Source organism: Pseudofrankia sp. DC12, assembly GCF_000966285.1.
Taxonomy (GTDB): Bacteria; Actinomycetota; Actinomycetes; order Frankiales; family Frankiaceae; genus Pseudofrankia.
The window spans coordinates 250,568-274,748 of sequence record NZ_KQ031391.1 but is presented as its reverse complement, the minus strand read 5'-3'; the positions used below and the strand labels follow the sequence as shown (position 1 = coordinate 274,748).

Below are 24,181 nucleotides of genomic sequence, written 5' to 3'. Positions count from 1 at the left end.
GGTGTTCTCACGCTCAGGCCGACTGCGACGGGGGAAGCAGGTCGCCTGCCTTGACGACGAGCTCGATCCTGCTGCTCGCCTCGTACTTGGCCATCAGCTCGCTGATGCGGCGCTGGACCGTGCGTTCGGAGTAGCCGATCTGGGCGCCGATCCCCTTGTTGGTGGTGCCGGCGGCGATCAGCTGGATGATCTGGCTGTCCTTCTGGCGCTGGCGGAACTCGGCCGGGTCCGACGGGACGAGGTGCTCCCCGTCGGCGAACAGCGCGTCGATCTGTTGGGCGTAGAGGGCGACAGTCGGTGGGTGGGTGATGACGAGCGCGCCGCTGGTGAGGTCGTTCGGTAAGCGCTGGACCAGGATCGACTCGTCGTCCTTGAGGACCGCGCGGTAGGGCACGTCCGGGTTGGACCTGACCCAGCCGAGCGGGGGGAGCCGGCCGGCCGCGCCGCGCCGCGCCGCCTCGATGCACTCCGGCGTCCAGACGCTGCTGAGCTGCACGCCGCGGCCGGCCGCGCGGATCATGGCCTCGATGACCGGGGTGTTCTGCCCGAAACTCATCAGGCCGGCCAGCATGAACCGCAGGCTGTGGGTGGCCTGCTCGACCAGCTCGACGATGCGGATGTTCACGTCGGCGTGGCTGATCATCTCGCTGCCGTCGCCGCCCACCAGCTTGCGGGTGCCCTGGCGGTGCATCGACGGCAGGTGGCTGCGCAGCAGGTCGGCGCGCTGCCGGGCCCGCTCGGCGGCGGCCGTGGCCTGCTCGGCCTGCGCCCGCGCGTGCAGGGCGTCGAGCCAGGCCGCGAGGTCCTGGGCGACCCAGGTGCCGCCGACGCAACGGACCTGGCCGCGCTCCGACTGGGCGCGCAGCTCGACGTCCACCTCGTCGGGGGTGGTGCCGAGCAGCTCGGCGATGGCCTCGGCGGACGAGAACGGGTGCAGCGCCACCTGTTCCCAGATCGCGAGGCCGGTGGGGCTGAGTTCGAGGAACCCCAGGTCCAGGTCGCTCACTTGGTGCTCTTCTACGAGTCGTTGTGGTCTGGTCTGGTCTGGTCCTGACGACGGTCGGTGCTGCGTGCCATCGAGCTCCGGGGCAGGGGGCGGTGTTCGCTGGCTTACGGCCAGCCGCTTGGTGTGCGCGGACGGTACCGCGATTGCGGCGGTCGGTGCTATCCCTATGGTCCGTAATTGGCGTGGTCAGGACAACCTGGCGTGATCGCGCCACGTATGTGGAGCTGCGCCCCGTGCTCGGCGTGTCGCGTGGTGCGCCAGCGCGGTGTGGGCTGGTCGTTCCATGGTTGGGTTTGTCGTGTTTGTTGCCCTCTGGCTCGTGGCTGTGGCTGCCGGGGGCCTGGGGTTCGCGCCCTGCTCGGGCGCCGTCACCTGATCTGGCCGCTTCCTGTCAAACGATGCGCCATCACGAAACGGCCTGACTCTGCGTGCCGACCATCGGACTCGGCGGTGAACTGAGCCGTCCGACAGGGGTCCCGGGAGACAGGGCTCGAGAAGTTCGGATTGGCCGCCGGCAGCCGGCGTTTCCCGCGGCCCGGAGGTCGTGCCGGTTGGCGGGGTCACGCCACGTCACGAAAAGTTGGCGGACTCTGGCCACATCCGCGACCTATGCGCACGTTTGGTTACCAGTTATGTTCGGCCACGCCGGGGCTGGCTTCGGCTTCCACGCGGTGCTCCCCCGTCCGCGTGGGAGCAGGCGGCCGTAGCCCCTCCGAGACCATCTCTGTCGCGGGTCGGGACTTCTCCGATCGTCCGTGGGTCGGCTCCGGCATGTGCGTGCCCGATTTGCGGCATTTGCGTGCCGGTGAGGGGAGTGGACATGGAGCGATGGCCGGTTCGGTACCGGCTCGCCGCCGCGTTGGTGGTGCCGCTTCTGACCGTCGTCGCGCTCAGCGCGTTCCTGGTCGCCGCGCAGGTGCGCACCGCGCACGCCGCGTCGCGGACCAGGTCCGCCGCTGAGCTGACGATCCGGGTGAACGGGCTTGTACGGGCACTGGCGCAGGAGCGGTACACCGACTCGACCTGGGTGGCCTCGGGGTACCGCGTCGGTCTGGCTGACTCCTCGGCGTCACGTGCGCCGGTCGACAAGGCCTACGCGCAGGTGCTGGCCGGGAGCACGCCTGATGACTCCCGGCTGCGCACCGCCCTGGCCACGGCCGAGAAGCAGATGGCCCAGCTGTCGGTGGTCCGCAAGAGCATCGACGCCAAGACCGCGGTCATCGGCCCGGTCGGTGACGCCTTCAACGGCATCGTGGCCTCCTGGCTGGGCGTGACCGCCGCGCAGGTCGGCGTCGGCGCGAGTGACCAGGCGGTGGTCCGCACCGTCACGGCGCTGACCGCGATCTCGAACCTGACCGAGCAGGTCGCCCAGCAGCGCGGCTACGTCTCGCTGACCGTCTTCCTGCACGACCAGATCGACGGCAACGTCGCCCGCATCCGCGCTGCCGAGGGCAGCGAGGCCGCGTGGATGTCCCAGTTCACTGCCGCGGCCGATCCCGCCCAGCGCCAGCTGTACGACCAGCAGGTCGCCCCCGCCCGCGGACCTGCCGTCGCGATGCGGGACAAGGTGCTCGCCGAGGCCCAGGCCGGCAAGCCGATCGACATCGACCCCCTGCAGTGGATCGCCAACGTCGGCTCCGAGATCAACCAGCTGCGTGGCGTCGAGGCACAGATCACGGCGGACCTCACCCACCGCAGCAGCTCGTTGGCCTCGGCCGCGACCACCCGGGCGTGGCTGGTGGGACTTGGGGCCGCCCTGATCATGGCCTTGGCGGTGGGCGTGTCCGTGGTGATCGCCCGGCGGCTGGTCCGCCAGCTGCGCGCCCTGCGCGAAGGCGCGGTCGCGGTCGCCGAGGAGCGGCTGCCCGCCGTGACCGCCGCGATCAGGGAGCGCCGTCCGCTGGACCACACCTTCGACGACGGCACCGACCTGGAGTCGGACGACGAGATCGGTGACGTGGCGAAGGCGATGCACGACGTCTACACCGCCGCCGTGAACTCGGCGATGGAGGTCGCCGCGCAGCACTCGCTCTCGTCGTCGATGCGCAACCTGGCCCGCCGTAGCCAGGCCCTGATTCATCGGCAGCTCAGCCTGATCACGGACCTGGAGCGCGACCAGCAGGACCCGGACATGCTGGAGCGGCTGTTCCGCCTCGACCACCTGGCGACCAGGATGCGCCGGGAGGTCGAGGGCCAGATCGCGCTGTCCGGCGGCCGCCCGTCCCGGGTGTTCCGCCAGCCGGTGAAGGTGATCGACTCCATGCGGGCCGCGGTCGCCGAGGTCGAGTCCTACACCCGGGTCGAGGCGGCCACGACGGTCGAGGACCGCCTCGTCGGCCCGGTCGTCGGCGATGTGATTCACCTGCTGGCCGAGCTGATCGAGAACGCCTGCCAGATGTCGCCGGAACGGACCCCGGTGATGGTCAGCGCCAGCAGGGTCGGCACCGGCGTGGCGATCGAGGTCACCGACCGGGGCGTCGGGATCGTCGCCGCGACGATGCTCGAGCTCAACCACCGGCTGGCCGACCCGCCACCGTTCAACTCCGAGTCCGAAGGCGACAAGCTGGGCCTGTGGGTCGTCGCGAACCTCGCGGCCCGCCACGGGATCAGCGTGGAACTGGCGCGCAGCCCCTACGGCGGGGTGACGGCCATCGCGCTGCTGCCGTCGAGCGTGCTCGCCGAGGCCGATCTCGGCGACGAGCCGGACGTGCCGGACGACGAGCCGCTGCGCGCCGCGCTGGCGCGGATGAACGCGTTCGACCGGCTGGACATGGTTGGCGCCGGCTACGAGGAGCCGCCGCTCCCGCCGATGCCGATCCGCGGCCGGCCCGGCGAGGAGGTCTGGCCGGGCAGTCGGTTCGAGGAGCCGCGGCCCGCGGCCCGGTTCGGCGAGGCGCGCCCGGCCGAGCGGCGTCCCAGGCCGCTCGCCGACGCCGACGCCGACGCCGGCGACGTGCCGGAGGCGGCGGTGGTCCGGGCCGCCTTCTTCGCCCCGCCGCCCGCGCGCAACGGCGCACCCAACGGCGGGCCCCATGGCGCTCCTAACGGCGCCCCGGCCGGCGCGCCCGGCGGCCGGGCGGATGGTCTGCCCGTCTTCGACACGGTCGCCGCCGACTGGACGCGCGGCCCGGTGCCGGTGGCGCCCCAGCCGCCGCCGACGGCTCCGCTGCCCCCGGTCGCCCCGAGGCCCGTCCCGCCGGCGCCCCGGCCGGTGCCGCCCCGGCCGGTCCCGGCGGCGCACGTGCCCGGCCCGGTTCCAGACCTCCCGGCTGCCCGTGCGGTCCGGCCGGTACCGACGGACCCGCCGCTGGGCCACCTGCCCCATCGGCGCCGGGGCGTCAACCTCTCCGACGCGCTGCGTGGCGGCCGGCCGGTACCCGCACCCGGCGGCCCGGCCCGCAACGAGCCCGACCCGGAGAAGGCCCGGCGGCTGGTGACCTCTTTCCGTGCTGGTTTCCAGCAGGGGCAGGGACTGCCCGCGGCCCGCGATGACGAAAGGACTGGCGATGCCACCCACCGGTAACCTCGACTTCCTGCTGAACGACCTGGAACGGCGGATCGCCGACGTCCACTGGGCGGTCGCGCTGTCCGCCGACGGCCTGCAGCTCGCGCGGTCGGCGGCGCTCAGCCGCGAGGGCGGCGACCAGATCGCCGCCGTCGCCTCCGGGTTCCGCTCGCTGGCGCTCGGCGCGTCCCGGTACATGGACGGCGGCGACGTGCGCCAGACGATCGTCGAGATGGACAGCGGCTACCTGTTCGTCTCCGCGATCGGCGACGGCGCGTGTCTGGCCGTCTCCGCCGCCGGGACCGCCGACCCGGGGCTGATCGCCTTCGAGATGGCGCGGCTGGTGACCAGGGCCGGCCAAGCCCTTACCCCGCCGATTCGCGCGACCGCTTAGGAGCGTGTGGTGTCCCGGGGCGACGACGAGCTGCCCGAGGCGGAGGCCGGACCGGTCGTGCGCCCGTACGCCGTGACCGGCGGGCGGACCCGTCCGACCTCGACGCTGGAGATAGTCGCCCTGGTGGCCACCACCAGCCGGGGACTGGGCGCCGCCCGTAGCCCGTCCTTGCCCCCCGAGCAGCGCGAGATCGCCTTCCTGTGCCGCCACCTGCAGTCGGTGGCGGAGATCTCGGCCCATCTCGACCTGCCCCTGGGCGTGGCCCAGGTGCTGGTCGCAGACATGGCCTCCGCCGGCTTCGTCGCGGTGCATCGGCCCGAGCGCCCCGACTGGCGGCCCGACTCCGAACTGCTCCGAAAGGTCCTCGATGGCCTACAGCGGCTCTAGACCAGACACCGAGCCCACCACCATCCCCCTGAAGATCATCGTTGCCGGCGGGTTTGGCGTCGGTAAGACGACCTTCGTCGGCTCCATCAGCGAGATCCCCCCGCTGCGGACCGAGGCGCACATGACGGCGGCCTCGGTCGGCGTCGACGACACCTCCAAGGTCGCCGGGAAGACGACGACGACCGTGGCGATGGACTTCGGCCGGATCACCCTGCCCGAACAGGATGTGGTGCTCTACCTGTTCGGCACCCCTGGCCAGGACCGCTTCTGGTTCATGTGGGACGAGCTGACGCTCGGCGCCGTCGGCGCGGTGGTGCTGGCCGACACCCGGCGGCTGGAGGACAGCTTCGCGGCGATCGACTTCTTCGAGGACCGCAAGCTGCCCTTCGTCGTCGCGGTCAACCAGTTCGAGGGCGCGACCGTCCATCCGCTCTCCGACGTGCGCGGGGCGCTCGACATCGACCATCCGGTGGTGACCTGCGACGCGCGCAACCAGCCGTCGACCCGGTCCGCGCTGGTCGCGCTGGTGGGCCACGCCCTCGAAGCGACGCTCGCCGAGGAGGCGCGCGCCGCCCACAGCCCACTGCCGACAAGGAGCTGAGCCATGCCGTCCGCGCAGTCCCGCCGTGTCCTGATCACCGGTGCCGCGGCCAGCTCCGCCGCGCTGAGCACCGTGGCGGCGGCTGGTGCGGACCGGCTCGGCCACACGCCGGTGCCGGCCTCCTGGGCCGAGGCGAACCTGGTGGCGCTGGCGTGCGACGCGGCCCTGACCCCGCCGCAGCGTCGCCAGACCGCCCGGCTTGCGGCGGAAGGGTGCTGACCGTGGCCGCCACCTGGCTGGAGACAGTCGAGGCCGAGCTGTACGTGGACCGGGTGCACCTGATCCGGGCCGGCCTGCCGCCCGGCACGGTCCTGCCCGCCGTCACGGTCCGGATGCCGCCGTACACGGCCGGCGGCCTCGCCCATCTGGTCGACGACTGGAACACCATCTTCGCGATCATGAGCGGGTGTGCGTCGCCGTGGCTGGCCCTCGCCCAGGCGCTGCTGTGCGCCGGGCGGGACGCCCTGCCGCTCGCCCGGGACGTGCCCGAGCTGGTCGACCTCGCCCTCCCGCTGCCCGACGGCGGCGACGACGAGCCGGGGCTGGAGTTCGAGGTCGCGGTCGATCGGCGTCAGCTGATCCAGGCCGAGTACCCGGCCGGGAGCCTGCTGCCCGCCGTCGTCGTCCGGATGCCGCCCTACGTCGCGGCCATGCTCGCGCACATCGTCGACCAGTGGGCCGCGATCGGGGGCATGCTCGGCGCGCCTGGGGCGGAATGGGTGCCGGCGGCGCAGGCGCTGCTCACCGCGGCGCGGATCGCCGCGCCCGCCGGGGCCGCGTCCGGGGAGCTCGGCGACCTGGTCCACCACCCACTGTCCGGCGGACGCCGCGGCGACCTGGTGCCGGGAGGCGGCGGAGATGCGTGACCTGCGCGTCGACGCCATGGTCGCGCGCCTGCTGCCGGCGGACCTGCTCGACGAACTGCGGTGCGGCCCGCATCCCAGCCGGTACCGGTGCCAGATCTGCCTGGACGAGGGCGGCCTGATCGGCGGCGACCCGACGTCGCTGGTGCCCGGGGAGCTGGTCGGCCCGGTGCCCTCGCACGCGCTCGCGACCCGGCGGCAGGGCCGGGATCGAGCGGCTCCCGCACACCATCCCCGTCGAGTGGCGAGCCGCCGTGCGCGCCCGCGGCAACCGAGTGGCCCTGCTCATCGGCCGGATGGGCCTGTCCACGGCCGTCCGTGTCCCCTACCCGTCTCCCGCCAGCCCGCGTGCGCGGGTGGCCACACCCGGTCGTCCGCCGCCGCCGCGTTCGCGGTCGCGAAGGCCGCCGGCCTGGGCCGGGTCGCGGCGGGGTGCGTGACCGTCGAATGGGCTCGGCCCGTCTGACCAGGGGCCGTCCGGCCCCGCTGTTCCTCGTCGGCGGGCTGGAAGGGCCTCCGCACCCTGGACTGCCGCTGGCGGGCGCCCTCGGTCCCGAGGTGCCGTGCCGTGGCCTGGTCCTGCCGGGCCGTGCCGGCGAGAGACCCCCGCTCGACGACGTGCTGGCGATGGCCGTCCACCTGCTGCCCGGCGTGCTGGTCGCCCAGCCCTTCGGGCCCTACCAGATCGCCGGCTACGCGTCCGGCGGGCACGTTGCCTACGAGTTGGCCCGGCTGCTGCGTGGTCTCGGCCAGCCGGTCGGCCCGGTGATCCTCCTCGACACCGTGCTGCCGCTGGCCGGTCACCCGCCGGTGCCGGCGGAACCGGTGCTCGCGGTCCGGGAGCTGGCCCGGTTGCGACACCTGGCCTGCCGCTGGCAGGGCGCCTGCCGCTGCGGCGTCGACCACGCCGCGCCGCTCGCCGCGCAGGGCGCCCGCATCGCCCGCGCGCTGGGAGCAGCCGAACCGGACCGCTACGAGGAGCACATCATCGCCGCGACCGGCGTCTACTCCGCCGCGGTCCGCGCCTTCGCCGCCTACCAGCCCGGGCCGTCGGACCTGCGGGTCGTCCTGATCCGGTCGGCGGACTGGTCCAACGTATGGGGACTGCCGTCGCAGATCGCTCGGCACACCTTGCCCTGCCTTGGGTGGGAGCGCGTCCGGCTTGCCGGCCTTCGCCTGCACGTCGTGGCCACCGACCGGCCGAGCCTGTTCGCCGGCCCGGCGCTGCACGATGTCGCCGGCATCGTCCGCCACTACGTGATGCCATCGCCCACCGTGCGGGGCCAGCTCTCGACGCCGTCATCGGACGTGGCGCCCATCCTCCCCTGGCCGCTCGCTGTGACCACGACCGTGGAGGCGAAGCCGGTCGCCAGGCCGGCGCCCGTAGGCCGCCGCGGGCCGGTGGGGTGGGCCGACGACCTGCAGGTCAGCGTGTCGTGATTTTCGTCGCCGCGGTGCGGGCATCTGCCGGGACCGCGGCACCTCCTGTATCGGAGCCGCACCGCGGCGTCCGGTCCGAATCGCGCTAAATCTGTTGTCTCGCGCGCGGGAAGGTTCCGGATTGCCGGGAATCAGGACCGGCGGGGTGATCATCCCAGTATCGTGCTGGCCAGCTAGTCACCTGCCTTCCCTCCGCGCGGGCCCGGGTCCGCGAGATTGGACGACCACGTGACGCTCGCTCCGCAGGCGACTGCCCGAGCTGCCGATCTTTACCTGGACCTGATGAAGCGGGTCCTCCCGAACACGATCTATCGGGATGCACCGATTCCCAACCCGATCCAGCCCGTGCACGACTACGACTCCTCACGTCGTGCCACCGGCCAGGATTGGCCAAGCGTCGCTCACACCATGGTCGGCCGTCTCCGCCTGGACAACGTGCAGGAATGCATCACCACGGTGATCGGCGACGGCATTCCCGGAGATCTCGTTGAGACCGGCGTCTGGCGCGGTGGGACGGTCATTTTCATGCGGGCCGTGCTGCGCGCGTTCGGAGTGACCGACCGCTCGGTGTGGGCGGTCGACTCCTTCGAGGGGATGCCGGTCACTGGCGAAGACGGTCATGACCTTGATCGGCAGATCCCATGGCATATGGCGAACCACGTGATGGCGATCTCACTTGAGCAGGTCCAGGCGAACTTCGAGGCCTACGGCCTGCTCGACGATCAGGTCCGGTTTCTCAAAGGCTGGTTCGCTGACACCCTGCCCACCGCGCCGATCGAGCGGATCGCCGTTCTGCGCCTGGACGGCGACCTGTACGCGTCGACCATGGACGCATTGACCAACCTGTATCACAAGGTGTCGCCGGGCGGTTTCGTCATCATCGACGACTACCACCTGCACACCTGCAAGGAGGCGGTGCACGATTTCCGCGCGGCGCGGTCCGTCACCGAGCCCATGGAACAGATCGACCAGGACGCGGTGTTCTGGAGGCTTCCAGCGACGGCGTGACGCCCGGCCGGATGAAATGGCTGCCAGGTCACCGGACCTGGCTCGCCGACCTCGCCCGCCTGCGAGAGACGTCCGCCCGGGCCGGCCACCCGGATCTCGCGGTCGCGCGCGATCGCCGACATCGCCACAGAACGTAGCGCCTGAAATCGGCGCAGGGGGAGATGGCGCGATGACCGATCTGACGACCAAGGCCCGGCCGAACGCCGGCGTCCGGCCCGGCCAGGCCAGGCCGACCAGCGGGCCGCCTGGTGACGCTCTTCGACCACGGGGCGGGAGCACTTGCCGCCTATGGCCGGCTCATGGCGCTGATGACCCGACTAGTCGAGCAGCAACGCCAGGGGGAGGGCTTCGACACGATCTCCCGGCTGCTGTGGCATCGGGCGGCCTAGCGGGACGACGAGGCGCTCCAGGATCTCTTCGCGGTCATCGCCTCCGCGCAGCAGCCGGTGGCGTACTGGATCGGGAACACCCTGCGGCTGCTGCTGGCGGACGCCCGGTTCGCGACGCCGCTGGCCGGCGGGCGCCGCAGCGTCGGGCAGGCGATGTCCGAGGTCCTCTGGGAGGACCCGCCGGTCGCCGGCTTCACCGGCCGCTGGGCGGTGCGCACGGGCCAGCTCGGCAGCCAGCGCATCCAGGCCGGCGACATGCTGGTGCTCAGCGTCGCCGCGGCGAACAACGACTCAGGACCTACCAGCTGCGCGGCGGCCGGGTCGTGCTGGAGATCTCCGCGACCTCGGCCCGGCTGGTGTCGGCCGTCCCGGACCAGGGCTGGCGGGTCCAGGCCTGGCAGGCGGACGGCTGGCTGCGGGCCGACTTCAGCCGGGACGACGACACGTCGTCCTGCTACGTGGCCTGGAACGGGCATCCGCCGACTGTGCAGACCACCTGACCCGGACGGTGGGGCGCGGCCGGCCCGGTGACTCGTAGGCGGCCGAGAGGATCTCCAGGCCGCGGCGGCTCAGGGCTTCTCCACCGGAACCGGCGAGGCGGTTGGCGATCGCGTGGCCCAGCCCGTCGCCGCCGGCCCCGGTGACGATCGCCTTCTTGCCGGTCAGGTCCAGCGGCGCCCTGGGCGGCGCGCAGCCGGCGCGAGCCGCCGGCCCGGTGCTCGGTGGCGAGGATCGTGCGCACGAGCTCGACCGTGCTCGTCTTGCTGCGCGGGACGGAACGGGACGCCACGGCCGAGGATCTTACGGGGTCAGAACGAGTAGGTGACTCCGGTCAGCCGCTCCGAGTGCTCCCACAGCAGCGCGGCGACGTCGGCGTCCCGCGAGGCCGCGTTGGACGAGTTCGGGACCGGGCGCCCGGTCATCTTCAGCAGCCCGGACGGGCCGTAGTACGTGCCGCCCTTCGCCGCCGGGTCCGTCGCGGCCCGAAGGATGGGCAGGGAGCCCTTGTGGGCCGGCTGCACGATCGGGTTGGGGACGTGGTCGATGAACCGCTTGAGGTGTCGCTTCAGCGCGCCGTCACCGCCGAAGCCGCCGGCGTCGGTGTTCGCGCCGCCGGGATGCGCGGCGAGCGACCGGGCCGACAGGCCCGCCGCCGTGAGCCGGCGGTCCAGCTCGTAGGCGAACAGCAGGTTCGCGAGCTTCGAGCGGCCGTAGCCCCGCAGCGGCTTGTAGCCGTTCTTGAAGTCGAGGTCCTCGAAGTCGAGCTTGCCCATCCGGTGCCCGTTGCTGCCGACCGTCACGACCCGGCCGGCTTCGGCCGCCCGGATGGCGCCCAGCACCAGCCCGGTGAAGGCGAAGTGCCCCAGGTGGTTGATCCCGAGATGCTGCTCGAAGCCGTCCTCGGTCTGGCCGTACGGCAGCATGATCACGCCGGCGTTGTTGATGAGCAGGTCGATGACCGGCCGGTCGGCCAGCACCGCCTCGGCGGCCTTGCGCACCGAGGCGAGCGAGTTGAGGTCCAGCTCCAGCGTGGACACGTCCGCGCCGGGGGTGACGGCGCGGATGCGGTCCAGCGCGCCCTGCGCCCGGCCCGGGTTCCGGCACGCCAGCACGACCGTCGCGCCGCGCCCGGCCAGCACCTTGGCCGCCTCGAAGCCGAGCCCCGAGTTCGCTCCCGTGATGACGACCGACTTCCCGGTCAGGTCGGGTACGTCGACCGCGCTCCAGCGTCGCTGCACGGGCACTTCGACCACGACGGCCTCCACGATCCACGAAGACGAGGTTCAGCCCCGGTTCGACGACCTGCCGGCCGTGAGATGAACAAGATCCTCGGACCTGCCACCGCACGTGCCACATGCGCCATCTCATGGGCTGGTGCTTCCTGTCACGCGAAATGGGTCTATATCCGCGCTCAGGAGATGAGCGCATGGTAGCCGTCCGAGCCGGTAGCGGGCGATACGGGACTTCCGCGCACGCGGCGGGCGGCCGCCCCGAAATCAGGACGGCCGCCCGTTGTCCAGTGCTGGATGTCAGCCCAGTTCGAGGCCGGCGCGGTTATGAGATCGGCGCGGTCAAGGATCAGAGCCGTTCGATGATGGTCGCGTAGGCCACGCCGCCGCCCTCGCGCATGGTCTGCAGGCCGGAGCGGCCGCCGGTCTGCTCGAGGACCGAGGGCAGGGTGGTCCTCAGGCGGGCGCCGCCGGCGCCGAGCGGGTGGCCGATCGCGGTGGCGCCCCCGTTGACGTTGACCCTGGCCAGGTCGGCCCCCGTCTCGGCCTGCCAGGCCAGCACGACGCTCGCGAACGCCTCGTTGACCTCGAAGGTGTCGATGTCGTCGAGGCGCAGGCCCGCGCGCGCCAGCACCTTCTCGGTCGCCGGGGTGATGCCGGTGAGCATCAGCAGCGGGTCGTCGCCGACGACCGCGAAGCTGTGCAGCCGGGCCCGGGGCCGCAGCCCAGAGACGCCTTCCCCGGCTGCCACCTAATGTCCTCGGGTGGACACGCCCCCCTGGTGCTTCTGGTTCCCTGCGTCGCGTCGATCGTTGTGAGATCCAGCTGACCCGGTTGTGACCTTGTCGAGGGGCGGCGGGATTGGCGGTCGAGCGGTGTCAGTGGGCCGCGCCGAGTCGAACGACGCGGGTGTTCTGACCCCAGACGACGCGCTCGCCGCAGTGCGAGCGCGTTCGCGATCGAGCACTCCCGCCCTGTCTGGGCCATCGCGACCGCCTCCCTCGACGACTGCCGGCCGCCCCGGCACGCACCGGCCGGCGGGCGCGGACGAGTAAGTCCGAAACCCCAGCCTGCCATCTGCGCTGGTGGCCCCGGCCCTCGGAGCAGGCACGATCAGAGCCTCTGGACCTTCCAGATGACTCCCGCGGGGTCGACGCGCTCGATCTCGCTCCCGTTCTCGATGTAGAAGGAGCCGTCGCCGACCAGCGCGATCCGGTCCGGTCCGTACAGCGGCTCGTTCACGGCCGGCTTGCCCTCGGTGAGAGAGCCCGGGCCGTTGCCCGCGACCGTCGTTATGGTTCCGTGCGCGTCGACCCTGCGCACCCGGTAGTTGCCGGTGTCGGCGATGTAGAGAGCGCCGGAGCCGTCGAGCGCCAGCTCCGAGGTGTGATGGACGACAGTGCTGGACAGATTGAGGCTGGCCTGGTTCGCGGTGCCGGCGTCGCCCGAGTACCCCTTCTGGCCCGTCCCGGCGAAAACGCTGACGGTGCCATTCCCGTCCAGAACCTTGATCTCGTGCGACGTCTCGTCGGCGGCGTAGAGCCGGCCGTCCCCGGCGGCAAAGCCGCCGAGCAGGCCGTCGACGAGCTGGGGCAGCGCCGCGTCCGGGTCGCTCCCCCCGAGGATCGGGGTCTCGCGGGTGCCGATGTGGGCGATGGGCGTGAGCACGCCGTCGGTGCCCAGCCGGTAGAAGTGGGACGTGTCCGCGAGGTAGAGGTCGCCGGTCGACCGGTCGAGGGCGATGTCGGGCGCGAGGAAGCTGGTCGCCGCCTCCGTCGCCTTCACCGGGCCGGTCGGCTGGGCCGCCAGCCCTGAGCTGGCGCCGCCGACGATCGTGGTGATCACTCCGTCAGGGTCGATCCGGCGGATGCGGCCCTCGCCGTCCACGAAGTAGAGGTTTCCCCTGGCGTCGATCGTCAGGCCCATCGGGCCCAGCAGGGAGGCCTGCGTGGCCGGGCCGCCGTCACCGTCCGTCCTCTTGATGCCCGTCCCGGCGATGACCGTGGCCTTCCCCGTGGCGTCCCGGCGGAAGATCCGGCCGCTTGCCTCGTCCGCGAAGTAGAGAACCCCGCCGGGCCCGGCGGCCCAGCCACTGAACTGCACCGGGATCGCGGCCTGCCCGGCGACCCCGCCGGCCGTAACCCGGCTGGCGGTCGGTGTGGTGACCGGTGCCGCGCCCGATTTGCCCGTGCCACCGACGGTGATGACCAGCGCGGCGGCGACAGCCACGGCGACGACGGGCCCGACGGTGGCGAGCAGCACGCGCCAGTGCCGGAGCCTGGCCCAGCCGAACCGGCGGCCCCCGAAGGGGGTGCCGTCGAACGGGTGGGTGCGCTCGGGCCGGTCGGCCGTGGTGCGCGTGGCGCCGGTGCTCGTCCAGCCCGTCCGCGCTCCGGTCGTCGCGGGGTCCGCGCCGGTGTCGTCCGGCGTGGACGTGGCCGGCCGCGCTTGGCCGTCCGCGGCGACGGCCTCGCCCGTGAGCGGGTCAGGCGGTGGGTGGACCGTCAGGTAGGCGGGCGGCTCGTCGAGGCGCGCGGTGGCCGGCCTGAAGACGTGGCCGCCCGAGTCGGGCCGCCCGCGTGGCAGCTGGACGTCCGGGCTCTCGTGCAGCCGGACGATGAGGCCCGTGAGCGAGAGCCAGTCGGGCCCGTAGGCCGCGGCGGCGGCGTCGGCCAGCGCATGGCCGAACGCGGCCGCGTCCGGGTGCCGGTCCGCCGGGTCCTTCGCCAGCGCCCGCATCACGACGCCCTCGACGGGTGCGGGGACCCCGTCGAGGGCGGGCGCGGGCTCCTCCAGGTGGTGGCGTAGTAGTTCCGGCACGGGCAGGCCCGGGTTGAACGGCGGCCGCCCGGCGAGCTGCTCGTAGAGGACGACCCCGAGGGAGTACTGGTCGACGGCCGGGCCGAGGTGCCGGCCGATGATCTGCTCGGGCGCCATGTAGCGGGGCGTGCCGGCCAGGTGGCTGGTCGAGCCGGAGGTCTCCACGAACACCCGGCCGATGCCGAAGTCGGTGAGCTTCGGCTGGCCCGCGACGGTGAACAGGATGTTGTCGGGCTTGATGTCGCGGTGCAGCACGCCGTGGCCGTGCGCGTGGCTGAGCGCGTCGGCGACGGCGAGCCCGACGGCGCAGGCCGACGCGGGCGGCAGCCGGTGCTGGGCGAGGGTCCCGCCGCCGAGCAGCTCCATGATCAGCAGGCAGAACTCGTCCTGCCCGATGTACTCGTAGATCCGGACGATGTGCGGGTGGTCGAGCCGGCTGAGCATCCGCGCCTCGGCCCGGAACGCGGCCGTGAGGGAGGGCCCGTTCGCCGGGTCGTCGATCGGCAGGACCTTCACCGCGGCCGCACGGTCGAGGTCGAGGTGACGGCCCGCGAGGACGAGGCCGAACGACCCCGAGCCGAGCTGCTCGCCGAGGGTGTAGCGGGGCAGCGCGGCGGCCACCCGGGCGCGGTCGATGGCGGGCACGGCTGGTCCTTCGCGTCGTCAGGAGCTCGCCACGACCGGTGCGGTGGGCGACGGGAGGCCCGAGGTCGTGGTGGGGATCGGCGGGGTGGCCACGGGGCTGGCTGAGGGGCTCGCCGACGGTCCCGCCGTCGCCGAGGCTGTCGCGGAGGCGCTGGCTGACGGGCAGGGTGGGGCCGCGCACGGCGGCGGCGCGACGCGGACGGCCCGCATCCGGCCGGAGACGGTGTCGAACAGGTAGAGGATTCCCTGCTTGTCGTCGAGCGCCAGTCCGTAGGCCAGCCCGATCTCGGCCCTCACCGCGGGCCCGCCGTCGCCGGACAGGCCGGACTCGCCGGTGCCGACGATCGTGGTGATCACGCCGTGGGTGTCGATCCGGCGGACCCGGGACTGGTCGGAGAAGTAGACGGTGCCCGCCGAGTCCACGGCGATGGCCGTGCCGGTCGCGTCGATCTGGGCGCTGGTGGCCGGGCCGCCGTCGCCGGAGTAGCCCCGCGTGCCCGTCCCGGCGATCGTGGTGATCTGCCCCTTCGGGGTGACCCGCCGGATCCGGTTGTTGCCCTGGTCAGCGACGTAGAGGCTGCCGTCCGGGCCGATCGCCAGCCCTTCGACGTACTTGAAGAAGGCGTCGGTGGCGGGGCCGTTCCCGTCGCCACCGTCCTCGACCCCGCTTCCCGCGACCGTCGTGATGATGCCGTCCCGGCCGACCCGGCGGACTCGCTGGTTGGAGCCGTCGGCGATGTAGAGGTTGCCCTGCCCGTCGAAGACGACGCTGTTGGGTTCCCGGAGCATCGCCTTCGTGGCGGGGACGCCGTCGCCGGCGTAGGTGAGCCCGTCGTTGCCGACCGGGTCGTTGTAGCCGCCGTTGTCCCCGGTGCCCGCGACCGTGGTGATGACCCCGTGCGGGTCGACCCGTCGGATCCGGTTGTTCGTCGAGTCCGCGATGTAGATCGAGCCGTCGTCGTCCACCGCCACGTCGGTGGGCTGGTCGAGCTGGGCGCTGGTCGCCGGTCCGCCGTCGCCGGCGAAGCCCTCGATCCCGTTGCCGGCCACCGTCGTGATGACGCCGTTGCGGTCGATCCGCCGGACCCGCTGGTTGTAGTAGTCGGCGAGGTAGATGTAGCCGCGCTTGAGGTCGAGCGCGACGCCGCCCAGCGAGTTGAACTCGGCGAACGTCGCCGGCCCGCCGTCGCCGGCGAACCCGCTGCCGTCCGCGCCGAAGACCGAGGTGATCGTTCCGAGCGGGAGCGCGGCCGGCTGCCAGGCGGGCGGCGGCAGCGGGGGAGCAGTTGTCGCCGGCGGATGGTCGCCCCGCAGGGCCCAGCCGCCGGCCCCGCCCGCGGCCGCGCCGGCCCCGAGCGTCACGACCAGGAGCGCCGCCGTGGCGCCGACGCCGGCCCACGCCAGCGGGCGGGGCCGGGCCCGGCCGCCCGTGCCGCCGGCAGCGGTCAGCCCGCTCAGGCGGCTGGTCGTGACGGCTCGTAGGTCCTCGGAGAGCCGGGTCGGGGTGCCGGCGCGGTCGAGCCAGCCGCGGCCGAAGACCTTCGTCGCGGCGCGGGCCAGGTCGGCGGCGAAGGCACGGGCGTCCGGGTGCCGGTCCTCGGGGCGCTTGGCCAGGCTGCGCAGGACCATGTCGGCGAGCGGCTTCGGTACCCCGGGCGGCGGCGGGGGGATGACCTCCAGGTGGTGGCGCAGCAGCACCGGCAGCGGCACCCGCGGCGGGACGAGCGAGCTGCCGGACAGCAGCTCGTAGAGGACGGCGGCCAGCGCGTACAGGTCGGTGGCGGGGCTCAGCCGCCCGCCGGTGATCTGCTCGGGGGCCATGTACTTCGGCGTGCCGATGACCCGGCTCGCGGTCGAGGCGGACCCTTCGATGACCTTGGAGATTCCGAAGTCGGCGAGCTTGGGCTGGCCCGTCTCGGTGAACAGCACGTTGGCCGGCTTGATGTCGCGGTGCAGCACGCCGTTCCCGTGGGCGACGGCGAGCGCGTCGGCCAGCGCGAGCACGACGGCGCAGGAGGCGTCCGGGTGCAGCCGCCGGCCCGCCAGGGTGCCGCCGCCGAGCAGCTCCATGACGAGCAGGCACAGGTCGCCGCGGGCCACGTAGTCGTAGGTCCGCACGATGTGCGGGTGGTCGAGGCGGGCCAGCAGCCGGGCCTCGGCGCGGAACTCCGCGGCCGCCTGCGGCTCGGCGTTGACGAGCACCTTGACGGCCACCTGGCGGTCGAGGTCCTGGTGGTGGGCGGCGAGCACCAGGCCGAACGCGCCGGCGCCGAGCTCGGCGCCGATCGTGTAGCCCAGCAGCGCGGCGGCCACCCGCGCGCGGTCAACGACCGCCACGGCACCGCCCCCCTTGTTGCGTGGCCATCCGTCGGCCCTTTCGCTCGGCTTCGGCTGTGTGGGTGTCCCGGGCCCGGTGCGGGCTATCCGGTGAGGTCGATCCGCGCGAGCCGGTTCTGCGACCGTTCTGCGACGAAGAGGTGCCCGGTGTTGTCCACCGCGACCGGGCCGTCCGGGTAGAACCCGGCGGAGGCGGCCGAGCCCTTGGAGCCCGGCGGGGACGTGCCGGCGATCGTGGTGATGATCCCGGCGGTGTCGACCTTGCGGATCCGGTTGTTGTCGGTGTCCGTGATGTAGACGTTGCCGGCCGCGTCCACCGTGACTCCGCGCGGGTCGCGCAGCGTGGCCGCGGTGGCCTTCCCGCCGTCGCCCGAGTAGCCGGCGGCACCGGTCCCGGCGATCGTCTCGATGACCCCGTCGAGGCCGATCCGGCGGATCCGGTGGTTGTAGGAGTCAGCGATGTAGATCCGGCCCTGGCGGTCGAGGGCGACGTTGAACGGCTTGCTGATCATCGCCTGGGTGGCCGGCCTGCCGTCGCCCCACGAGCCATAACCGAACCGGCCGGCGACGGTGGTGATGATCCCGTCGACACCGACCCGGCGGATGATGTCGTTGCCGTTGTCCGCGATGAAAAGGTCGCCGGTGGCGTCGACCGCGATGCCGCTCGGGTACCACATCGCGGCCTGGGTCGCGGGCTTGCCGTCGTCGTCGGGGTTCCAGGGGCGCTCGCCCGAGCCGGCGACGGTCGTGATGATCCCGTCGGCGCTGACCTGGCGGACCCGCATGTTGAACGTGTCGACGATGTAGAGCGTCCCGCCGGGGCCGATCGCGACCGCCACCGGCTTGTTCAGCATCGCCGCCGTCGCGGGGCCGCCGTCGCCGCCGAACCCGGCCTGCCCGCTGCCGGCGACGGTCGTGATCGTGCCGTCCGGGCTGATCCGGCGGACCCGGTTGTTGTCGAAGTCGGCGAAGTAGAGGTTGCCGGCGGCGTCGATCACCGGGCCGTACGGGTGGTCGAGGTTCGCCGTGGCCGCCGGGCCGGTGTCGCCGGAGAAGCCGGCCTGCCCGCTGCCCGCGACGAGGACGACCGGCAGTGGCGGGGGATTGGCGGATGGCAGCGCCGCCGAGCCGGCCGCGGGCCGGACGGTCGGGGGAGCGGTGGGCCCCGCGGGCAGGACGGAGGCCCGCGTCTGGGCGGGTGGCTTCGTCTCTCCGCCGCCGAGGGCGCGGGGCAGGACGACCGCCGCGGCGACGGCGAGAACGGCCACGACTACGGCGATCGGCACCGCCGTCCGCCAGATCCGCGATCGCCCGGTCCGGGACGCGCGCGGCCCGGCGGGGCTGGCGGGCGCGCCGGCGCTGGCCGTGACCGGGCCGGCCACGGCGGTGCGCCCGGTAGCGCTCGGCGCGGCGGCGCCAGGGGCGGCCGGCGGCGCGGCGAGGAGGGCCGTCGCGGTCTCGGGTGGCCGCGGCTGCCCAGGCAGGGCCGCGAGCGTCGCGTCGGGCGAACGCTTGAGCGTGGCGTCGGGGTCGGCCGGCGCACCGGACGGTTCCGCCGGCCGGGACGTGAGCTCGCGCAGCCCGGCGGACACCCCCAGCGGGATCCCGGCCGTCTCCAGCCACCCTGGGCCGTAGCCGAGGCGGGCGGCCTCCGCCAGCTGGAGGGCGAACTCGGTGGCGGTCTGCGGCCGGTCCGCCGGCGCCTTGGCCAGCGTGCGCCCCAGCAGGTCGGCGACCGGCGCCGGGACCCCCGGCGGGGGTGGCGGGACGACCTCGCAGTGGTGGCGGAAGAGGTCCTGCGCGGTGCGGCCCGCGCCGAACAGCGGCGCGCCGGCGAGCAGCTCGTAGAGCGTCGTGGCCAGCGCGTAGAGGTCGGCCGGCGGGCCGAGCGGGCCGCCGGTGATCTGTTCGGGCGACAGGTACTGGGGCGTGCCGACGATCCGGCCGGCGGTCAGGCCCGAGTCCTCGGCGAACGCGGCGACGCCCAGGTCGGTGAGCTTCGGCTGCCCGTCGGCGGTGAACAGGATGTTCGCCGGCTTCAGGTCGGCGTGCAGGATGCCGACCGCGTGGGCGTGGGTGAGCGCGTCGGCGATCCCGAGCGCGACCGCGCAGGCGGCCTGCGGGCTGAGGTTCTGGCGGTCCAGGCTGCCGCCGGGCACCAGCTCGGTGACGAGCAGGAGCAGGCGCTCGACGGCGATGACGGCGTAGGTCCGGCTCAGGTGGGGATGGTCGAGCCCGGTCAGCGGGTGCGCACTGCTGGCCTCGGCTCGCAGCGCGGGGGAGGGGCCGGCGGCGCCCAGGTCGATGACCTTGACGGCGACGTCACGGTGCAGGTCGCGCTGCCGCGCGGCGAGCACCAGGCCGAAGGCGCCGGAGCCGAGCTCCCGGCCGAGGACCTGGCCGGGCAACGCCGCGGCGATCCGCCCACGATCGACGATCGGCACAGCCATGCCTCCCGGTCTCTAGGCCAGCGCCGCGCCCCCACCGCGCATCGCCCTCGCTCGTCCCGACCTCGTACGAGCGCAAATAGTAGCCAAAAGGGTCCAATACGGCGCCAACCGCGCACTATCCGCTAAATGACAGATCGTCTTCGGGCTCCGTGCCAGCGGCGCCGCCGGCGGTGACCCGCGGGTCGGGGCTGTCGGGGCGCAGCCGCCAGCCGCGGGCGCGCTCGCGCTGTCGCCAGAACGCGGTGTACCGGCCGTCCCGGGCGAGCAGGTCGGCGTGCGAGCCGCACTCGACGACCCGGCCGCCGTCCAGGACGGCGATCTGGTCGGCGCGGGTGATCGTGTCCAGCCGGTGTGCGATGACCAGGACGGTGCGCCGGACGGCGAGCTCCGCCAGCGCGGCGTGCACGGCGGCCTCGTTCTCGGCGTCGAGCGAGGCGGTGGCCTCGTCGAGGAGCACGATCGGCGCGTCCTTGCACAGCGCCCGGGCGATGGCGACGCGCCGGCGCTCACCGCCCGACAGCAGCCGCCCGCCCTCGCCGACCCGGCTGGCCCAGCCGTCCGGGAGCCGGGCGACGATGGAGTCCACCCGGGCCCGGCGCGCGGCGTCCCGGATCTGTTCCGGGGTGGCGTCCGGGTTTCCGAACCGGATGTTCTCCTCGATGGTGGCGTCGAGCAGGTAGACGTCCTGGAAGACGAGCGCGAGGTGCTCGAGCAGGTCGCCGCTGGTGAGCGCCCGGACGTCGACGCCGCCGACCCGGACCGAGCCGGACCCGACGTCGTGGAACCGGGCGATCAGCTTGGTCACGGTGGTCTTGCCCGCCCCGGAGGCGCCGACGAGCGCGGTGGTGCGCCCGGCCGGGATCGTCAGTGTCAGCCCAGTGAGCACCTCGGGGCCGCCGGGGTAGCCGAAGTGGACGTCGACGAGGTCGATCCCGGCGTGGGCGATCACCCCGCCGGTCGCGGGCTCGGGCAGCGGCTCGACGGCCAGCAGCTCGGTGATCCGCGCCGCCGAGGCCTGGCACGACCGCAGTGCGGAGCCGAGGTCGACGAGCGGGTCGAGCGGGCGCAGCAGACTGATGCCCAGGACGACGAGCGCGATCATCCGGGCTGGCCCGAGCTGGTGCTGGGTGGCCAGGGCGAGCCCGGTGAGCAGCAGGGCGGTGAAGGCCAGGTGGATGCCGAGCTGGCCGAGGTACTGGCCCCTCACGGCGCCGACGACGTCGCGCCGCGTCGCCCGGTACTGCCGGGCCAGCGCCTCGTCGAGCGCCGCCCGGCCGGCCGCCGTGTGGCCGGCGGCCCGCAGCGTCGGCTGGGCGCCGGCGAACTCGACCAGCCGGCTGCCGGCCTCGGTGGTCGCGGCATGCTGGGCGGCATCGAGGCGCTCGGTGACGCGGCGGCCGACCGAGAGCGCGACGAGCACCACCGGGACGGCGACCAGCGCGGTGAGCCCGACCCGCCAGTCGTAGCAGAGCAGGAACACCCCGATCGTGACGGGCGTCAGGACCGCGCCGACCAGCGCCTGCGCGAGGAACACGGTGGTGGCGACCCGGGTCACGTCGCCGATGACCAGCTGCGGCACCTCGCCCGCCCGCGGCCCGTCGAACCAGCCCAGCGGCAGCGTCAGCAGCCGGTCGCCGAGGCGGGTGTAGAGGGCGCGCCGCCAGGCCGACGACAGCCGCGGCGCCCGCGAGCCGAGGTAGTAGTGCGCGAGCCAGCCCGCGACCGCGGCGGCGGCCAGCGGGACGATCCACCGTCCGGCGGTGGCGGTGTGGCCGTCGAGCAGCGCGGTCAGCAGCGGGACGAGCACCCCGAAGGCGACGCCCTCGCTGACGGCATAACCGGCCGACGCCGCCAGGTAGCGGCGCAGCGGCCGGTGCTGACCGGCCGGGACGAGGGCGCGCAGCTGGCCTGTCACGACCGGCCTCCGTTCTGGGCGTGCCACAGCTGGGCATAGCGCTCGCCTGCGGCGAGCAGGTCCTCGTGCCGGCCGCGCTCGACGATGCGCCCGTCGTCGAGGACGAGGATCTGGTCGGCCTCGGTGATCGTGTAGAGGCGGTGCGCGATGACGAGCAGGGTCCGGCCGGTGGCGAGCTCGGCGAGCGCGTCCTGGACGGCGGCCTCGGAGTCGGGGTCGGCGAACGCGGTGGCCTCGTCGAGCAGCACGATCGGCGTCTCGGCGAGCAGGCTCCTGGCGATGGCGACCCGCTGCTCCTCCCCGCCGGACAGGTGGGCGTCCTCGCCGGCCACCGAGTCGTAGCCCCGGGGCAGGGCGCGGATCCGGTCGTCGATGCCGGCGGCGCGCGCCGCCGCGCGCACCGCGGCGTCGGTCGCGTCCGGGACGGCCAGCGCGATGTTGTCGCGGATCGAGCTGCGCAGCAGGGCGACGTCCTGGAGCAGGAAACCGACGTGGCGGTACAGCTCGTCGCGGTCGAGGTCGCGCAGGTCGGCGCCGCCCAGCCGGATCGCGCCGGCGGTGACGTCGGCGAAGCGGGCCACCAGCATGGCCAGCGTCGACTTCCCGGCGCCGGACGGCCCGACGAGCGCCGTCACGGTCCCGGGCAGCAGCGTCGCGCTGACGCCGCGCAGGACCTCGTGGCCGCCCGGATAGCTGAAGTGGACGTCGTCGAGCCGCACGGTCAGCGGTGTCCCGACCGTGCCGGCCAGCTCCGGCGCGACGTTCGGCTGGCGGGGCTCGCGCAGCAGCCCGGCGATCCGGTGGGCCGCGCCCCGGGCCCGCTGGTGGTGGTCGTGCGCGAGGTAGAGCGGGGTGAGCTGCTCGAAGAGCCCGACCCCGAGCAGCGCGAAGGCCACCAGGTCGACCGGGTCGGTCCACCCCGCGGCGACGAGGCCGACGCCGACGGCGGTGACCACGGACACCACGGTCGCCGGGGCCACGGTCGCCCGGGCGACCCCGCGGGGCCGGACGAAGATGAGCTGCGCCTGCTCGTCGGCGTCGGCGTGCTCGGTGGCCGCCGCGGTGTACCGGGCCGCGCCCCGGCCGCCGGCGAAGGCCTTGACGACGCTGATGCCCCGGACGGTCTCCAGGACGGCGGCGGTCAGCTCGGCGTTCGCGGCCGCGATCCGGTCCACCTGCTCGCTGGCCCGGGCCGCGAGGCGCATCCGGATCGCCTGGGCCAGGCTGACCAGCGCGACCGTGACCAGCGCCAGCGGCCAGTCGACCCAGAGCAGGTAGCCGACGACGACCGCCGGGCCGGCGACCGCCTCGGCCAGGTCGCCGCGGGCGTGCGCGACGGCGTGGTGCAGGGTCGCGACGTCGTCCTGCGCGGTGGTTCGCACCCGGGCGGACACGCCGCCGGCGAACCAGCTCAGCGGCAGCGCGCTGAGCTGGTCGGTCAGGCGGCGGCGCAGCAGGTAGGCGAGGTCGGCGTCGGCGAGGTGGCTGAGCAGGCTCGCCCCGGCGTACAGCGCGAACCGCGCCACCAACAGGCCGACCGCCAGCCACGCCAGCGGCCAGACCGGCCGTCCCGGCTCGGTCAGCAGCCGGCGGGCGATCTCGACCAGCACCACCGCCGGCGTGACCGCCAGCACGGTGGCCAGCGCCTGCAGAGCGGCGGCCGTGGTGATCCGGGCCAGCACCGGCCGCTGCAGCTCGGCCAGGTCCGCCCGGGCGGTGTCGGCGGTCATGACGTGGTCTCGGCGGCGTCGCGGCGTGGTTCCGGCGCCGCGGCGGGCACCGGAACCGGCGCGGGCGCGGCCCGGCGGGCGGCCGGGATCACCAGCGGCGTTCCGGACTCGGGATCGGTGATGACGCGGCAGCGCAGCCCGAAGACCCGCTCGACCAGGTCGGCCGTGACGATCTCGGACGGGTGTCCCTCGGCGACGATCCGCCCGTCCTGCATGGCGAGGAGGTGGGTCGCGTAGCGGCAGGCCTGGTTGAGGTCGTGCAGCACGAGCACGAGCGTGTGCCCCCTGGACTGGTGCAGCTCGGCGCACAGGTCGAGAACGTCGACCTGGTGGGCGATGTCGAGGAAGGTCGTGGGCTCGTCCAGCAGCATGATCGGAGTCTGCTGCGCCAGCGCCATGGCGAGCCACGCCCGCTGGCGCTGGCCGCCGGAGAGCTCGTCGACGTAGGCGTCGGCGAGGTCGCTGATGCCGGTCGCGGCCATCGCGTCCACCACGGCGAGCTCGTCCGCCGCCGACCACTGCCGCAGCAGGCCCTGGTGCGGGTAGCGGCCCCGGCCGACCAGGTCGGCGACCGTGATGCCGTCCGGGGCGATCGGGCCCTGCGGCAGCAGGCCGAGGCGCCGGGCGATCTCCTTGGACGGCAGCGACCGGATCTGCTTCCCGTCCAGCAGGACCAGCCCGGCCCGCGGGGTGAGCATCCGGGCGAGCCCGCGCAGCAGGGTGGACTTCCCGCAGCCGTTGGCGCCGACGATGACCGTGAAGGACCGGTCGGGGATGCTCACGTCCAGGTCGTGCACGATGCTGCGCTGGTCGTAGCCCAGCTCCAGGCGCTCGGCGCGCAGCTGGCTCATGTTCCTGTCTCCTTCATTGGTTCGCTCCGTCCGGGCGGCGCGCTCCGGCCCCGTACTCGCTTCGCTCCCACGGGACCTCCGCGCAGGCGCGCCTCCGCGCCTGCGCGGTC

The 24,181-nt window shown here is 73.8% G+C and carries 20 protein-coding genes and 1 pseudogene; 11 read left to right on the top strand and 10 right to left on the bottom strand.

Annotation, left to right across the window (positions count from 1 at the left end):
• Positions 1 to 13: 13 nt before the first annotated feature.
• On the bottom strand, positions 14 to 1,006 hold the full coding sequence (locus tag FRADC12_RS01040; protein ID WP_045875202.1) for a helix-turn-helix transcriptional regulator: 993 nt from the start codon (positions 1,004 to 1,006) through the stop codon (positions 14 to 16).
• Between the two features lie 820 nt (positions 1,007 to 1,826).
• Here FRADC12_RS01040 and FRADC12_RS01035 point away from each other — a divergent pair.
• From FRADC12_RS01035 to FRADC12_RS32685, 10 genes are all read left to right on the top strand, one after another.
• Positions 1,827 to 4,529 carry a sensor histidine kinase gene (locus FRADC12_RS01035; RefSeq protein ID WP_084011245.1) on the top strand — a complete coding sequence of 901 codons (2,703 nt, stop codon included), beginning with the start codon at positions 1,827 to 1,829 and terminating at the stop codon, positions 4,527 to 4,529.
• Positions 4,513 to 4,905 (top strand): roadblock/LC7 domain-containing protein, encoded by a 393-nt coding sequence (locus FRADC12_RS01030; protein ID WP_013425682.1) that lies wholly within the window; start codon positions 4,513 to 4,515, stop codon positions 4,903 to 4,905. Before FRADC12_RS01035 ends, FRADC12_RS01030 begins: the two co-directional genes overlap by 17 nt.
• Before the next feature lie 9 nt (positions 4,906 to 4,914).
• A complete protein-coding gene (locus FRADC12_RS01025; RefSeq protein ID WP_045878892.1) occupies positions 4,915 to 5,292 on the top strand; it encodes a DUF742 domain-containing protein in 378 nt (125 codons plus the stop codon).
• Complete coding sequence (locus tag FRADC12_RS01020) at positions 5,273 to 5,893, top strand: GTP-binding protein (RefSeq protein WP_045875201.1); 621 nt, start codon at positions 5,273 to 5,275, stop codon at positions 5,891 to 5,893. The genes FRADC12_RS01025 and FRADC12_RS01020 overlap by 20 nt, the downstream gene beginning before the upstream one ends.
• Before the next feature lie 3 nt (positions 5,894 to 5,896).
• The gene (locus FRADC12_RS01015; RefSeq protein ID WP_045875200.1) at positions 5,897 to 6,112 is read left to right on the top strand and encodes a hypothetical protein; all 216 of its coding nucleotides are present in this window, start codon (positions 5,897 to 5,899) and stop codon (positions 6,110 to 6,112) included.
• A gap of 2 nt (positions 6,113 to 6,114) precedes the next feature.
• Positions 6,115 to 6,759 (top strand): hypothetical protein, encoded by a 645-nt coding sequence (locus FRADC12_RS27970; RefSeq protein WP_157488657.1) that lies wholly within the window; start codon positions 6,115 to 6,117, stop codon positions 6,757 to 6,759.
• The gene (locus tag FRADC12_RS01005) at positions 6,752 to 7,222 is read left to right on the top strand and encodes a hypothetical protein (protein ID WP_045875199.1); all 471 of its coding nucleotides are present in this window, start codon (positions 6,752 to 6,754) and stop codon (positions 7,220 to 7,222) included. The genes FRADC12_RS27970 and FRADC12_RS01005 overlap by 8 nt, the downstream gene beginning before the upstream one ends.
• On the top strand, positions 7,204 to 8,196 hold the full coding sequence (locus FRADC12_RS01000; RefSeq protein ID WP_045875198.1) for a thioesterase domain-containing protein: 993 nt from the start codon (positions 7,204 to 7,206) through the stop codon (positions 8,194 to 8,196). The genes FRADC12_RS01005 and FRADC12_RS01000 overlap by 19 nt, the downstream gene beginning before the upstream one ends.
• 228 nt (positions 8,197 to 8,424) lie before the next feature.
• On the top strand, positions 8,425 to 9,204 hold the full coding sequence (locus FRADC12_RS00995) for a TylF/MycF family methyltransferase (RefSeq protein WP_232303526.1): 780 nt from the start codon (positions 8,425 to 8,427) through the stop codon (positions 9,202 to 9,204).
• A gap of 248 nt (positions 9,205 to 9,452) precedes the next feature.
• The gene (locus FRADC12_RS32685; protein WP_232303525.1) at positions 9,453 to 9,593 is read left to right on the top strand and encodes a cytochrome P450; all 141 of its coding nucleotides are present in this window, start codon (positions 9,453 to 9,455) and stop codon (positions 9,591 to 9,593) included.
• Here the strand turns inward: FRADC12_RS32685 and FRADC12_RS32680 are convergent.
• Complete coding sequence (locus FRADC12_RS32680) at positions 9,590 to 9,880, bottom strand: hypothetical protein (protein ID WP_232303524.1); 291 nt, start codon at positions 9,878 to 9,880, stop codon at positions 9,590 to 9,592. The genes FRADC12_RS32685 and FRADC12_RS32680 overlap by 4 nt on opposite strands.
• Before the next feature lie 36 nt (positions 9,881 to 9,916).
• On the opposite strand from FRADC12_RS32680, the gene FRADC12_RS31915 reads away from it, so the two are divergent.
• Positions 9,917 to 10,093, top strand: a complete 177-nt coding sequence (locus tag FRADC12_RS31915) for a hypothetical protein (protein ID WP_198153177.1) — start codon at positions 9,917 to 9,919, stop codon at positions 10,091 to 10,093.
• Positions 10,094 to 10,402: 309 nt separating this feature from the next.
• Here FRADC12_RS31915 and FRADC12_RS00980 read toward each other — a convergent pair whose 3' ends face one another.
• The 8 genes and pseudogenes from FRADC12_RS00980 to FRADC12_RS00945 form a co-directional block, all read right to left on the bottom strand.
• Positions 10,403 to 11,347, bottom strand: a complete 945-nt coding sequence (locus FRADC12_RS00980) for an oxidoreductase (RefSeq protein WP_084011244.1) — start codon at positions 11,345 to 11,347, stop codon at positions 10,403 to 10,405.
• Between the two features lie 325 nt (positions 11,348 to 11,672).
• A pseudogene (locus tag FRADC12_RS00975) lies at positions 11,673 to 12,050 on the bottom strand (steroid 3-ketoacyl-CoA thiolase); the annotation flags it as partial.
• A gap of 386 nt (positions 12,051 to 12,436) precedes the next feature.
• Positions 12,437 to 14,788: a serine/threonine-protein kinase gene (locus FRADC12_RS00970; RefSeq protein WP_045875195.1), complete on the bottom strand. Its 2,352-nt coding sequence runs from the start codon at positions 14,786 to 14,788 to the stop codon at positions 12,437 to 12,439.
• Positions 14,789 to 14,806: 18 nt separating this feature from the next.
• Positions 14,807 to 17,125: a protein kinase domain-containing protein gene (locus FRADC12_RS00965; protein ID WP_045875194.1), complete on the bottom strand. Its 2,319-nt coding sequence runs from the start codon at positions 17,123 to 17,125 to the stop codon at positions 14,807 to 14,809.
• Between the two features lie 83 nt (positions 17,126 to 17,208).
• Positions 17,209 to 19,575, bottom strand: coding sequence for an NHL domain-containing protein (locus tag FRADC12_RS00960; RefSeq protein WP_232303523.1), 2,367 nt, complete (start codon positions 19,573 to 19,575; stop codon positions 17,209 to 17,211).
• Positions 19,576 to 19,690: 115 nt separating this feature from the next.
• Positions 19,691 to 21,490, bottom strand: a complete 1,800-nt coding sequence (locus tag FRADC12_RS00955) for an ABC transporter ATP-binding protein (protein WP_045875193.1) — start codon at positions 21,488 to 21,490, stop codon at positions 19,691 to 19,693.
• Positions 21,487 to 23,220: an ABC transporter ATP-binding protein gene (locus FRADC12_RS00950; RefSeq protein ID WP_045875192.1), complete on the bottom strand. Its 1,734-nt coding sequence runs from the start codon at positions 23,218 to 23,220 to the stop codon at positions 21,487 to 21,489. The genes FRADC12_RS00955 and FRADC12_RS00950 overlap by 4 nt, the downstream gene beginning before the upstream one ends.
• Positions 23,217 to 24,071, bottom strand: coding sequence for an ABC transporter ATP-binding protein (locus FRADC12_RS00945; RefSeq protein WP_045875191.1), 855 nt, complete (start codon positions 24,069 to 24,071; stop codon positions 23,217 to 23,219). Before FRADC12_RS00945 ends, FRADC12_RS00950 begins: the two co-directional genes overlap by 4 nt.
• Positions 24,072 to 24,181 lie beyond the last annotated feature (110 nt).